The sequence below is a fragment of the Escherichia sp. MOD1-EC5950 genome, assembly GCF_002965345.1.
Classification (GTDB): Bacteria; Pseudomonadota; Gammaproteobacteria; order Enterobacterales; family Enterobacteriaceae; genus Escherichia; species Escherichia marmotae.
On the sequence record NZ_PTSR01000006.1, the window covers coordinates 143145 to 156236 of the forward strand.

13 protein-coding genes and 1 pseudogene are annotated in these 13092 nt (G+C 54.6%); 11 read left to right on the forward strand and 3 right to left on the reverse strand.

From position 1 onward, the window contains the following. Positions 1-51 precede the first annotated feature (51 nt). Positions 52-2250 (forward strand): Zn(II)/Cd(II)/Pb(II) translocating P-type ATPase ZntA, encoded by a 2199-nt coding sequence (gene zntA / locus BEA93_RS09575; RefSeq protein ID WP_105224491.1) that lies wholly within the window; start codon positions 52-54, stop codon positions 2248-2250. A gap of 32 nt (positions 2251-2282) precedes the next feature. Here zntA and BEA93_RS09580 read toward each other — a convergent pair. Together BEA93_RS09580 and tusA are read right to left on the reverse strand one after the other, a co-directional pair. Then, a pseudogene (locus BEA93_RS09580) lies at positions 2283-2581 on the reverse strand (hypothetical protein). A 264-nt stretch (positions 2582-2845) separates the two neighbouring features. Then, positions 2846-3091: a sulfurtransferase TusA gene (gene tusA / locus BEA93_RS09585; RefSeq protein WP_105224490.1), complete on the reverse strand. Its 246-nt coding sequence runs from the start codon at positions 3089-3091 to the stop codon at positions 2846-2848. Positions 3092-3312: 221 nt separating this feature from the next. On the opposite strand from tusA, the gene BEA93_RS09590 reads away from it, so the two are divergent. Both BEA93_RS09590 and dcrB read left to right on the forward strand, forming a co-directional pair. Beyond that, positions 3313-3978 carry a 7-cyano-7-deazaguanine/7-aminomethyl-7-deazaguanine transporter gene (locus BEA93_RS09590; RefSeq protein ID WP_000991081.1) on the forward strand — a complete coding sequence of 222 codons (666 nt, stop codon included), beginning with the start codon at positions 3313-3315 and terminating at the stop codon, positions 3976-3978. 72 nt (positions 3979-4050) lie between these two features. Then, a complete protein-coding gene (dcrB, locus tag BEA93_RS09595) occupies positions 4051-4608 on the forward strand; it encodes a phage sensitivity protein DcrB (protein ID WP_001245289.1) in 558 nt (185 codons plus the stop codon). Positions 4609-4610: 2 nt separating this feature from the next. Here the strand turns inward: dcrB and BEA93_RS09600 are convergent, their stop codons facing one another. Beyond that, positions 4611-5861, reverse strand: coding sequence for an MFS transporter (locus tag BEA93_RS09600; protein ID WP_001517276.1), 1251 nt, complete (start codon positions 5859-5861; stop codon positions 4611-4613). A gap of 98 nt (positions 5862-5959) precedes the next feature. Here BEA93_RS09600 and BEA93_RS09605 point away from each other — a divergent pair, with 98 nt between their 5' ends. From BEA93_RS09605 to nikR, 8 genes are all read left to right on the forward strand, one after another. After that, on the forward strand, positions 5960-7009 hold the full coding sequence (locus BEA93_RS09605; RefSeq protein WP_010381063.1) for an AI-2E family transporter: 1050 nt from the start codon (positions 5960-5962) through the stop codon (positions 7007-7009). A gap of 54 nt (positions 7010-7063) precedes the next feature. Further along, the gene (acpT, locus tag BEA93_RS09610) at positions 7064-7651 is read left to right on the forward strand and encodes a 4'-phosphopantetheinyl transferase AcpT (protein WP_000285763.1); all 588 of its coding nucleotides are present in this window, start codon (positions 7064-7066) and stop codon (positions 7649-7651) included. 110 nt (positions 7652-7761) lie between these two features. Continuing rightward, positions 7762-9336, forward strand: coding sequence for a nickel ABC transporter substrate-binding protein (nikA, locus tag BEA93_RS09615; RefSeq protein WP_085449362.1), 1575 nt, complete (start codon positions 7762-7764; stop codon positions 9334-9336). Beyond that, positions 9336-10280, forward strand: a complete 945-nt coding sequence (gene nikB, locus BEA93_RS09620) for a nickel ABC transporter permease subunit NikB (RefSeq protein ID WP_000947086.1) — start codon at positions 9336-9338, stop codon at positions 10278-10280. The genes nikA and nikB overlap by 1 nt, the downstream gene beginning before the upstream one ends. Further along, positions 10277-11110, forward strand: coding sequence for a nickel ABC transporter permease subunit NikC (gene nikC, locus BEA93_RS09625; RefSeq protein ID WP_001008957.1), 834 nt, complete (start codon positions 10277-10279; stop codon positions 11108-11110). The genes nikB and nikC overlap by 4 nt, the downstream gene beginning before the upstream one ends. After that, positions 11110-11874: a nickel import ATP-binding protein NikD gene (gene nikD / locus BEA93_RS09630; protein ID WP_001517281.1), complete on the forward strand. Its 765-nt coding sequence runs from the start codon at positions 11110-11112 to the stop codon at positions 11872-11874. Before nikC ends, nikD begins: the two co-directional genes overlap by 1 nt. After that, positions 11871-12677: a nickel import ATP-binding protein NikE gene (gene nikE / locus BEA93_RS09635; RefSeq protein ID WP_085449364.1), complete on the forward strand. Its 807-nt coding sequence runs from the start codon at positions 11871-11873 to the stop codon at positions 12675-12677. Before nikD ends, nikE begins: the two co-directional genes overlap by 4 nt. A gap of 5 nt (positions 12678-12682) precedes the next feature. Next, positions 12683-13084 (forward strand): nickel-responsive transcriptional regulator NikR, encoded by a 402-nt coding sequence (gene nikR / locus BEA93_RS09640; protein ID WP_001190061.1) that lies wholly within the window; start codon positions 12683-12685, stop codon positions 13082-13084. The last annotated feature ends 8 nt before the right edge of the window (positions 13085-13092 follow it).

A 13092-nucleotide genomic window follows, 5' to 3' on the forward strand; every position in this document is an offset into this window, starting at 1 on the left:
CTCCAGAGTGTATCCTTCGGTTAATGAGAAAAAACTTAACCGGAGGATGCCATGTCGACTCCTGACAATCACGGCAAAAAAGCCCCTCAATTTGCCGCGTTCAAACCGCTAACCACGGCACAGAACGCCAACGACTGTTGCTGCGACGGTGCATGTTCCAGCACGCCAACACTCTCTGAAAAAATCTCCGGCACTCGCTATAGCTGGAAAGTCAGCGGCATGGACTGTGCCGCCTGTGCGCGCAAAGTAGAAAATGCCGTGCGCCAGCTTTCTGGCGTGAATCAGGTACAGGTGTTATTCGCTACCGAAAAACTGGTGGTTGATGCCGACAATGACATCCGTGCGCAAGTTGAATCGGCGGTGCAAAAAGCGGGCTATTCCCTGCGCGATGAACAGGCCGCCGAAGAGCCAAAAGAATCACGCCTGAAAGAGAATCTACCGCTGATTACGCTCATTGTGATGATGGCGATCAGTTGGGGACTGGAGCAATTTAATCATCCGTTCGGCCAACTGGCGTTTATCGCCACCACGTTGGTTGGGCTGTACCCGATTGCTCGCCAGGCGTTGCGCTTAATTAAATCCGGCAGCTATTTTGCTATTGAAACGTTAATGAGCGTAGCCGCCATCGGCGCGCTGTTTATTGGCGCAACGGCAGAAGCCGCGATGGTATTGCTGCTGTTTTTGATTGGTGAACGGCTGGAAGGTTGGGCCGCCAGCCGCGCACGTCAGGGCGTCAGCGCATTAATGGCGTTGAAACCAGAAACCGCCACGCGCCTGCGTAACGGCGAACGTGAAGAAGTGGCGATTAACAGCCTGCGCCCTGGCGACGTGATTGAAGTTGCTGCGGGCGGGCGTTTACCTGCCGACGGTAAACTACTCTCACCATTTGCCAGTTTTGATGAAAGCGCCCTTACCGGCGAATCCATCCCTGTGGAACGCACAACAGGCGATAAAGTCCCTGCAGGTGCCACCAGCGTCGACCGACTGGTTACACTGGAAGTGCTATCAGAACCGGGTGCCAGCGCCATTGACCGCATTCTGAAACTGATCGAAGAGGCCGAAGAGCGCCGCGCACCGATTGAGCGATTTATCGACCGTTTCAGCCGTATTTACACGCCTGCGATTATGGCCGTCGCCCTGCTGGTGACGCTGGTGCCACCGCTGCTGTTTGCTGCAAGCTGGCAGGAGTGGATTTATAAAGGGCTGACATTGTTACTGATTGGCTGCCCGTGTGCGTTAGTTATCTCCACGCCTGCGGCGATTACCTCCGGGCTGGCGGCAGCGGCGCGTCGTGGGGCGTTAATTAAAGGCGGCGCGGCGCTAGAGCAGTTAGGTCGTGTTACCCAGGTGGCGTTTGATAAAACCGGTACGCTAACCGTCGGTAAACCGCGCGTTACCGCGATGCATCCGGCAACCGGTGTTAGCGAATCTGAACTCCTGGCGCTGGCGGCAGCGGTGGAGCAAGGGGCAACACATCCACTGGCGCAGGCCATAGTTCGTGAAGCGCAAGTTGCCGCACTCAGCATTCCTGGCGCAGAGTCACAGCGAGCGCTGGTCGGCTCTGGCATTGAAGCGCTGGTCAACGGCGATCGGGTGCTGATATGCGCCGCAGGGAAACATCCTGCCGAAGCATTCGCCGGTTTGATTAACGAACTGGAAAGCGCCGGACAAACGGTAGTGCTGGTGGTGCGTAACGATGACGTGCTTGGTGTGATTGCGTTGCAGGATACGCTACGCGCCGACGCCGCAACTGCCATCAGTGAACTAAACGCGCTGGGCGTTAAAGGGGTGATCCTCACCGGCGATAATCCGCGTGCAGCGGCAGCCATTGCCGGTGAACTGGGGCTGGAGTTTAAAGCTGGATTACTGCCGGAAGATAAAGTCAAAGCCGTGACCGAGTTGAATCAACATGCGCCACTGGCGATGGTGGGCGACGGTATTAACGACGCACCAGCCATGAAAGCCGCAGCCATTGGGATTGCAATGGGTAGCGGCACAGACGTGGCGCTGGAAACCGCCGATGCAGCGTTAACGCATAACCACCTGCGTGGTCTGGTGCAGATGATTGAACTGGCACGCGCGACTCACGCCAATATCCGCCAGAACATCACTATTGCGCTAGGGCTGAAAGGGATCTTCCTCGTCACTACACTCTTGGGTATGACCGGCCTGTGGCTTGCGGTGCTGGCAGACACGGGGGCGACGGTGCTGGTAACGGCGAATGCGTTGCGGTTGTTACGCAGGAAGTAAAGGTGTTGCCTGATAGCCTCTGGCTATCAGGCTTAACGCTGGGGCGGGAACGGCGGCATAGTCAGGAAAGCGTAATATAGCGCTAACATCAGAATGACGGAGATAACACTGAATGCAGCAACCAGGCGAGATGCTAATGATGGCCTTTTGAACATCAACCACAGGGCATAAGCAAGCCCGACGCCGTTGAGTAAAGGTAAAAATATCATTAGCCAGAGCCAACCCCATGCAAGTACCCCCAGCCATCCCCCCACGACGATAAAAACAGGGGCAGCTAATTGGGGGCGAATATCGCGAGCAATCCCAGACAAACTGGAATTAAATAATCCATTTGTGCATTCCATTACACTTGCTTGCCGGATGCGGCGTAAACGCCTTACCCGGCCTACACAGAGCATCGAACTCGTAGGCATGATAAGACGCGACAGCGTCGCATCAGGCATTGTGCACCATATCGCCAGATGCAGCTTAAACGCTTTATTCGTTCTACAAGCCGGTTGCAAGCCGCAAAATTGAGCGCGATCGGCCCCCTCGCCCCTCTGGGGTGAGGGTTAAGGTGAGAGGAAAAGGCGGCATCGAAGCCAATCTGCCCCCATCAGCCACCTTTGCGAATCAAATAACGATAAGGCAGTCCGTCCGTCTCTTTGACCACCAGTTCGTGTTCCATAAAGGTACAAAACCCAGGAATATCGCGGGTCGTGGCCGGATCATCGGCAATAATCAGCAACGTTTCGCCAGGCTGCATATTACGCACGGTTTTACGCACCATCATCACCGGTTCCGGGCAGCGCAGGCCTAGTGCGTCAAGTGTGTGGTCAGGGCTGGAAAAGAGATCGGTCATTTTCTTCTCGTCACATAAAAAAACGGCGCTAGTTTACGCCCTGCGAGTCCGTAAGCAAACCAGGTTAACGATTGCGTGAAAATTAACCATTGCATTGTTAACACAAAGCAGTATCATGCGGCGGCTCGAAAAAAGGGTAAGCACGTTATTATCTCACTATAAAATAACGTGCCGTACGTATTGGGTTCCCTCACCCCAATGGTTAATCAAAAAGGTACAATATGAACGCTTTCTCGCAAACTCAACGCTATAAAGCGTTGTTCTGGTTATCGTTATTTCATCTACTGGTGATCACCTCCAGTAACTATCTGGTACAGCTTCCGGTCTCTATTTTCGGTTTTCATACCACCTGGGGCGCGTTTAGCTTTCCGTTTATTTTTCTTGCTACCGACCTGACCGTGCGTATTTTTGGCGCGCCGCTGGCTCGTCGTATCATCTTTGCGGTGATGATCCCCGCGTTGCTGATCTCCTACGTCATCTCGTCGCTGTTTTATATGGGTTCATGGCAGGGATTCGGCGCTCTCGCCCACTTCAACCTGTTTGTCGCCCGTATCGCTACCGCCAGCTTTATGGCCTACGCGCTGGGACAGATCCTCGACGTACACGTCTTTAACCGTCTGCGTCAGAGTCGTCGTTGGTGGCTGGCACCGACGGCTTCCACACTTTTCGGTAACGTCAGCGACACATTGGCCTTCTTCTTTATTGCTTTCTGGCGCAGTCCGGATGCCTTTATGGCCGAACACTGGATGGAAATCGCGCTGGTTGATTACTGTTTCAAAGTGTTAATTAGCATCGTTTTCTTCCTGCCAATGTATGGCGTATTACTCAATATGCTATTGAAAAGACTGGCAGATAAATCCGAAATCAACGCTTTGCAGGCCAGTTAAAGGTTCGTTATCAGACTTGTGATAAGATGGATGAATGAGCCGTTATGGCCGTTTATCAAAAGGAAGATGTCAATGCGCAATCTGGTTAAATATGTCGGAATTGGCCTGCTGGTTATGGGGCTTGCGGCCTGTGATGATAAAGACACTAACGCTACAGCGGAAAGCACAGTCGCGGAAAGTAACGCTACCGCGAATACCGTCAACCTGCTTGATGGCAAGTTAAGCTTCTCGCTGCCAGCAGATATGACCGACCAGAGCGGTAAGCTGGGAACACAGGCCAATAACATGCACGTCTGGTCCGACGCCACTGGGCAGAAAGCAGTGATTATTATTATGGGCGATGATCCGAAAGAAGACCTGGCTGTGCTGGCGAAGCGTCTGGAAGATCAGCAACGTAGCCGCGATCCACAACTGCAAGTGGTGACTAACAAAGCCATTGAGCTGAAAGGTCACAAAATGCAGCAGTTAGACAGCATCATCTCCGCTAAAGGCCAGACGGCGTACTCTTCCGTCATTCTGGGTAACGTGGGAAATCAAATGCTGACGATGCAAATCACGCTGCCTGCTGACGATCAGCAAAAAGCGCAGACCACCGCAGAAAACATCATTAATACACTGGTGATTCAGTAATTTTAAGATGATGAAACGGCCTCCGGTACTTGCTCCGGAGGCCGTTTTTTTAATCGCCACGTCAGCAATAACGCGATTGCTACCAATCCCGCCGCCGCCAGATAAATCACTGGCACACCTGCCCAACTCATCACCAGCCCAGCCAGCGGCCCGGTCACGCCCAGCGATAAATCCATAAACACAGTATAGGTTGCCAGCGCCGCCCCCTGATTCTGCTGAGGCACCGCTTTTACCGCCACCACGCCCAACGCCGGGAACACCAGCGAAAATCCCGCCCCCGCCAGTAGGACGCCGATTTTCGCCATCCACGGCATGGTCGCCACGCCAACCAATAGCAGGCCGATAATCTCAACGCTAAAGCAGATCATCGCCACGTTTAAGCCGCCAATACGATTAATACCGTTAGGGAATAACAGCCGCGTACCGACAAATGCACAGCTAAACAGCGTCAGCGCGAAAGCTGCGCCGTCCCAACCTTTAGCGTCATAAAACAGTGTGATAAAAGTGGCGATGACACCAAATCCGGCGGAAGCTAACGCCAGTGCCATGCCGTATAGCCAGACGCGCCCAAGCACCGCGCGAAACGGCAGCGGCTTGCCTTTGTTGGCTTTCACTGAAGGACGCGGGATCGCCAACAGAATTGCCACCAGTGCCACGCCCATAATGATTAACGCCAGCGCCTGCAAACCGCCCCAATGATAAAACAGCACGCCCAACGGCGCGCCCATAGCCATCGCCCCGTAAGTGACAATGCCGTTCCAGGAAATGACTCGCCCGATATGCAGCGAACCAACCACGCCAACGCCCCACAGTGTCGAGCCGGTTCCGGCAAAACTTTGTCCAATGCCGAGAATTACACGCCCCAGACACAGTAATAACAGGCTGATGACGGGCAGACTGGCGGTTAATCCTGCCGTCAGATACCCCAGACCACTCAAAAAGCAGCCGCACAGACCAAAGATGACTATCTTTTTTGGCCCCAGCAAATCGGCGTAACGGCCGGCATGAGGACGACTCAGCAAGGTGGCGAAATATTGCAGGCTGATAACCAGCCCCGCCCAGAAGGCGCTAAAACCCATCACATCATGGACATAGCCCGGCAATACAGCGAGCGGCAACCCGATGGTGAGGTAGCTGGCGAAGTTAAACATGACAATGGAGACAATGCGCAAATTCAGGCGCAATCCGTTAAATGCCGGTTCGGCAACGGGTTCGGGCATGAGGATCACCACGTTTTTACAACAGTGTTTCATTTTTACCACGTGCTGACGTGGAAATCAGCAGTAAGAATCAGAATATTGCTGGCGTGACTCCCGCTACACTTAATACAAAAAGTCACAAGGAAGCCCCAATGGAAACCCCTCAACCCGATAAAACGGGTATGCACATCCTGCTGAAGCTGGCCTCACTGGTGGTGATCCTCGCGGGTATTCACGCAGCAGCAGATATCATAGTGCAACTGTTGCTGGCGCTGTTTTTCGCCATTGTCCTCAACCCGCTGGTCACCTGGTTTATTCGTCGCGGAGTCCAGCGTCCCGTTGCCATTACGATTGTGGTGGTAGTAATGCTGATCGCACTTACCGCGCTGGTCGGCGTGCTGGCGGCATCGTTTAACGAATTTATCTCCATGTTGCCGAAATTTAACAAGGAACTGACGCGTAAACTCTTTAAATTACAAGAAATGTTGCCATTTCTTAATCTGCATATGTCGCCGGAACGGATGCTTCAGCGGATGGACTCAGAAAAACTCGTAACATTCACCACTGCGCTAATGACCGGACTTTCCGGGGCAATGGCGAGCGTGCTTTTGCTGGTGATGACCGTGGTTTTCATGCTGTTTGAAGTGCGCCACGTGCCTTACAAAATGCGCTTTGCGCTGAATAACCCACAGATTCACATCGCGGGATTACACCGCGCACTTAAAGGCGTTTCGCATTATCTGGCCTTGAAGACGCTGTTAAGTTTATGGACGGGCGTGATCGTCTGGTTAGGGCTGGCGCTGCTGGACGTACAGTTTGCACTGATGTGGGCAGTTCTGGCGTTTTTGCTCAACTACGTGCCCAATATCGGCGCGGTGATCTCCGCCGTGCCGCCGATGATTCAAGTGCTGCTGTTTAATGGCGTTTACGAATGCATCCTGGTCGGCGCACTGTTTTTAATCGTCCATATGATCATCGGCAATATTTTAGAACCACGGATGATGGGCCATCGCCTTGGAATGTCCACCATGGTGGTGTTTCTTTCATTGTTAGTCTGGGGATGGCTGCTCGGCCCGATTGGCATGCTACTTTCAGTACCACTAACCAGCGTGTGTAAAATCTGGATGGAAACCACGGAAGGCGGCAGCAAACTGGCGATTTTACTGGGACCAGGCAGACCGAAAAGTCGGTTACCGGGATGAGGCGACAAGTGATACGATACGCACTTTCCATCATAATTAAACGTTGGCCCTGATATGTATCGGATAGTTCTGGGGAAAGTTTCGACCTTAAGCGCAGCTCCACTGCCACCGGCTTTGCGCGATCAAGCACCGCAAGGCCCACGGCGAGAACGCTGGCTGGCGGGGCGTGCATTGCTTTCGCACACGCTTTCTCCACTACCGGACATCATCTACGGTGAACAAGGGAAACCCGCCTTCCCCCCGGAAACGCCGCTCTGGTTCAACTTAAGTCATAGCGGTGACGATATCGCCCTGCTGTTGAGCGATGAAGGTGAAGTCGGCTGTGATATCGAAGTGATTCGCCCGCGCGCCAACTGGCGTTGGCTGGCGAACGCGGTGTTCAGCCTCGGAGAACATGCCGAAATGGACGCTGTGCATCCTGACCAACAACTGGAAGTGTTCTGGCGTATCTGGACACGCAAAGAAGCCATCGTTAAACAGCGTGGCGGCAGCGCCTGGCAAATCGTCAGCGTAGACAGCACCTACCAGTCATCGCTGTCAGTCAGCCATTGCCAGCTCGACAATTTAAGCCTGGCAATCTGCACCCCTACTCCCTTTACGCTCACCGCCGACAGTGTGCAATGGATCGATTCACTTAACTGATCCGCCCGTCCGACTGCCTATCTCTTGATCCAGAACAGGTTATCAGTATGACGAATACTTAAAATCGTCATACTTATTTCCGCCATCTATTTTAATCCATTGGGGTTACCATGTTCTCCACACTCCGCCGCACTCTGTTTGCGCTGCTGGCTTGTGCGTCTTTTATCGTCCATGCCGCCGCGCCAGATGAAATCACCACCGCCTGGCCGGTGAACGTCGGGCCACTAAACCCGCACCTTTACACGCCTAACCAGATGTTCGCCCAGAGCATGGTTTATGAACCATTGGTGAAATATCAGGCAGACGGTTCGGTGACCCCGTGGCTGGCAAAAAGCTGGACCCATTCGGAAGATGGCAAAACCTGGACCTTCACCCTGCGTGATGACGTGAAATTCTCTAATGGTGAACCGTTCGATGCAGAGGCCGCAGCAGAAAACTTCCGCGCAGTGCTCGATAACCGTCAACGTCACGCCTGGCTGGAGCTGGCAAATCAGATTGTTGGTGTCAAAGCACTCAGCAAAACCGAGCTACAAATCACCCTAAAAAGCGCCTACTATCCTTTCCTGCAAGAACTGGCTCTGCCGCGCCCTTTCCGCTTTATCGCTCCGTCACAATTTAAAAACCACGAAACCATGAACGGGATTAAAGCCCCGATTGGCACCGGGCCGTGGGTTTTGCAGGAATCGAAACTGAATCAATACGATGTCTTCGTCCGTAACGAAAACTACTGGGGTGAAAAACCGGCAATTAAAAAGATCACCTTCAACGTGATCCCCGACCCGACTACTCGCGCGGTAGCTTTCGAAACCGGTGATATCGACCTGCTGTACGGTAATGAAGGGCTGCTGCCACTCGATACCTTCGCCCGCTTTAGCCAGAACCCGGCTTACCACACTCAACTGTCACAACCGATCGAAACTGTGATGCTGGCGCTTAATACCGCCAAAGCCCCTACCAACGAGCTGGCAGTGCGGGAAGCGCTCAATTACGCCGTAAACAAAAAATCGCTGATTGATAACGCATTGTATGGCACCCAGCAGGTTGCCGACACTCTGTTTGCCCCTTCTGTGCCTTACGCTAATCTCGGCCTGAAGCCGCGCCAGTACGATCCACAGAAAGCGAAAGATTTGCTGGAAAAAGCAGGCTGGACGCTGCCTGCGGGCAAAGATATCCGCGAGAAAAACGGTCAGCCGCTGCGCATTGAACTGTCGTTCATCGGCACCGATGCGTTAAGCAAATCAATGGCAGAAATCATTCAGGCCGATATGCACCAGATTGGCGCTGATATCACATTAATTGGAGAAGAAGAGAGCAGTATCTACGCCCGCCAGCGTGACGGTCGATTTGGCATGATTTTCCACCGCACCTGGGGCGCGCCATACGATCCACACGCTTTCCTGAGTTCGATGCGCGTACCGTCGCACGCTGACTTCCAGGCACAGCAAGGATTAGCCGACAAACCGCTGATTGATAAAGAGATTGGCGAAGTGCTGGCGACCCATGACGAAACACAACGTCAGGCACTATATCGCGACATTCTGACCCGTCTGCACGACGAGGCGGTTTATCTGCCAATCAGCTATATCTCGATGATGGTGGTGGCAAAACCGGAACTGGGCAACATCCCCTACGCGCCGATTGCCACTGAAATTCCGTTCGAACAGATTAAACCGGTGAAACCTTAATGTTGCGTTATGTATTGCGCCGCTTTCTGCTGCTGATCCCGATGGTGCTTGCCGCCTCGGTGATCATTTTTCTGATGCTACGCCTCGGCACCGGCGATCCAGCGCTCGATTATCTGCGTCTGTCCAACCTGCCGCCGACGCCGGAAATGCTGGCTTCTACCCGCACAATGCTCGGTCTGGATCAGCCGCTGTACGTGCAATACGGCACCTGGCTGTGGAAGGCGCTACATCTTGATTTTGGTGTCTCATTCGCCAGCCAACGCCCGGTGCTGGACGATATGCTGAATTTCCTGCCCGCCACGCTGGAACTGGCAGGCGCGGCGCTGGTGTTAATTCTGCTCACTTCCGTGCCGCTCGGTATCTGGGCGGCGCGCCATCGCGATCGCCTGCCCGATTTCGCCGTGCGTTTTATCGCGTTTCTCGGCGTGTCGATGCCTAACTTCTGGCTGGCATTTTTGCTGGTGATGGGGTTTTCGGTGTATCTGCAATGGCTGCCCGCGATGGGCTACGGCGGCTGGCAGCACCTCATTTTACCTGCGGTATCCATCGCCTTTATGTCGCTGGCGATAAACGCACGTCTGCTGCGCGCCAGTATGCTGGACGTCGCCGGTCAGCGTCACGTGACCTGGGCGCGGCTACGCGGTCTGAACGACAAACAGACCGAACGCCGTCACATCCTGCGCAATGCCTCGCTGCCGATGATCACCGCCGTGGGGATGCACATTGGCGAACTGATCGGCGGGACAATGATTATCGAAAATATCTTTGCCTGGCCGGGCGTCGGCCGTTACGCCGTGTCGGCAATTTTTAACCGTGACTATCCGGTCATTCAGTGTTTTACGCTGATGATGGTGGTGGTTTTTGTGGTCTGTAATTTGATTGTTGATTTGATCAATGCTGCGCTGGACCCGCGTATTCGTCGTCATGAAGGAGCGCACGCGTGAACTTTTTCCTCTCTTCCCGCTGGTCGGTACGCCTGGCGCTGATCATTATCGCCCTGCTGGCGCTGATTGCGCTCACCAGCCAGTGGTGGCTACCGTATGATCCACAGGCGATTGATCTGCCTTCTCGCCTGCTTTCGCCAGATGCGCAGCACTGGTTGGGCACTGATCATTTAGGCCGCGATATTTTCTCGCGGCTGATGGCGGCGACTCGCGTGTCGCTCGGCTCAGTAATGGCCTGCCTGCTGCTGGTACTGACGTTAGGGTTGATTATTGGCGGTAGTGCCGGGCTGATTGGCGGGCGCGTCGATCAGGCCACCATGCGCGTTGCGGATATGTTTATGACCTTCCCGACCTCGATTCTGTCGTTCTTTATGGTCGGCGTACTCGGCACCGGGCTAACCAACGTGATTATCGCCATCGCCCTGTCGCACTGGGCGTGGTACGCACGTATGGTGCGCAGCCTGGTGATTTCACTGCGCCAACGCGAGTTTGTGCTGGCGTCACGGCTTTCTGGCGCGGGCCATGTGCGGGTGTTTGTCGACCATCTGGCAGGCGCGGTGATCCCTTCGCTGCTGGTACTGGCAACGCTGGATATCGGCCATATGATGCTGCACGTGGCGGGAATGTCCTTCCTCGGCCTCGGCGTGACCGCGCCGACCGCCGAATGGGGCGTGATGATTAACGACGCGCGCCAGTATATCTGGACTCAGCCGCTACAAATGTTCTGGCCGGGGCTGGCGCTGTTTATCAGCGTGATGGCCTTTAACCTGGTGGGTGACGCACTGCGCGATCATCTGGATCCTCATCTGGTGACGGAGCACGCACACTAATGCCGCAACAGATTGAACTGCGCGATATCGCGCTACAGGCCGCAAAGCCGCTGGTGCACGGTGTATCGTTAACCCTGCAACGCGGCCGCGTGCTGGCGTTAGTTGGCGGTAGCGGCAGCGGGAAATCATTAACCTGCGCCGCGACGCTGGGCATTCTACCCGCAGGCGTTCGCCAGACGGCTGGGGAAATTTTAGCCGATGGCAAACCGGTTTCTCCCTGCACCCTGCGCGGTGTCAAAATTGCTACCATCATGCAAAACCCACGCAGCGCCTTTAATCCGCTGCACACCATGCACACCCACGCGCGGGAAACCTGCCAGGCGTTAGGGAAACCCGCCGATGACGCCACGCTTATCGCAGCCATAGAAGCAGTGGGGCTGGAAAACGCTGCGCGCGTGCTGAAGCTGTACCCGTTCGAGATGAGCGGCGGCATGTTGCAGCGCATGATGATTGCGATGGCGGTGCTGTGTGAATCACCGTTTATCATCGCTGATGAACCGACTACCGACCTTGATGTGGTGGCGCAGGCGCGCATCCTTGATCTGCTGGAAAGCATTATGCAAAAGCAGGCTCCGGGAATGTTGCTGGTCACTCATGATATGGGCGTAGTGGCGCGTCTGGCGGACGATGTAGCAGTGATGTCACACGGTAAGATTGTCGAACAGGGCGATGTCGAAACGCTGTTTAACGCACCGCAACATCCGGTGACGCGCAGCCTGGTTTCCGCTCATCTCGCGCTTTACGGTATGGAGCTGGCATCATGACTTTACTTAACGTTTCCGGCCTTTCACATCACTATGCGCACGGTGGATTTAGCGGTAAGCACCAGCATCAGGCGGTACTGAATAACGTTTCTCTGACCCTGAAAAGCGGTGAAACTGTCGCCTTGCTGGGGCGCAGCGGCTGTGGGAAAAGTACTCTCGCACGGCTGCTGGTGGGTTTAGAGTCGCCGTCGCAGGGCACGATTAGCTGGCGCGGTGAACCGCTGGCGAAGCTCAATCGCGCCCAGCGTAAAGCGTTCCGCCGTGATATTCAGATGGTGTTTCAGGACTCCATCAGCGCCGTTAACCCACGCAAAACCGTGCGCGAGATCCTGCGTGAGCCGATGCGTCACCTGTTATCGCTGAAAAAATCGGAGCAACTGGCGCGCGCCAGCGAAATGCTGAATGCGGTAGATCTCGACGACAGCATGCTCGACAAGCGCCCACCGCAGCTAAGCGGCGGTCAACTCCAGCGCGTCTGCCTGGCGCGCGCGCTGGCAGTCGAACCGAAATTGCTGATTCTGGATGAAGCCGTTTCTAACCTTGACCTGGTACTGCAGGCGGGAGTGATTCGCCTGCTGAAAAAGCTGCAACAGCAGTTTGGCACCGCCTGCCTGTTCATCACCCACGACTTACGCCTGGTAGAACGTTTTTGCCAGCGGGTAATGGTGATGGACAACGGGCAAATCGTCGAAACCCAGGTGGTGGGAGAGAAATTAACCTTTTCCTCTGACGCCGGACGTGTGCTACAAAACGCGGTATTACCCGCATTCCCCGTGCGCCGTCGCGCCACAGAAAAGGTTTAACGCAAATGCAACGAGTCACCATCACGCTTGATGACGATTTACTGGAGACGCTGGACAGCCTGAGCCAGCGTCGCGGCTATAACAACCGTTCCGAAGCTATCCGCGATATTCTGCGTAGCGCTCTGGCACAGGAGGCTACCCAGCAGCACGGCACACAAGGTTTCGCGGTGCTCTCCTATGTGTATGAACACGAAAAACGCGACTTAGCCAGCCGTATTGTCTCCACACAGCATCACCACCACGACCTTTCGGTCGCCACGCTGCATGTGCACATTAATCACGACGACTGCCTGGAAATCGCCGTGCTGAAAGGTGACATGGGCGATATACAGCATTTTGCCGATGATGTTATCGCCCAGCGCGGCGTGCGGCACGGGCATTTGCAGTGCTTGCCGAAGGAAGATTGATTTATTTC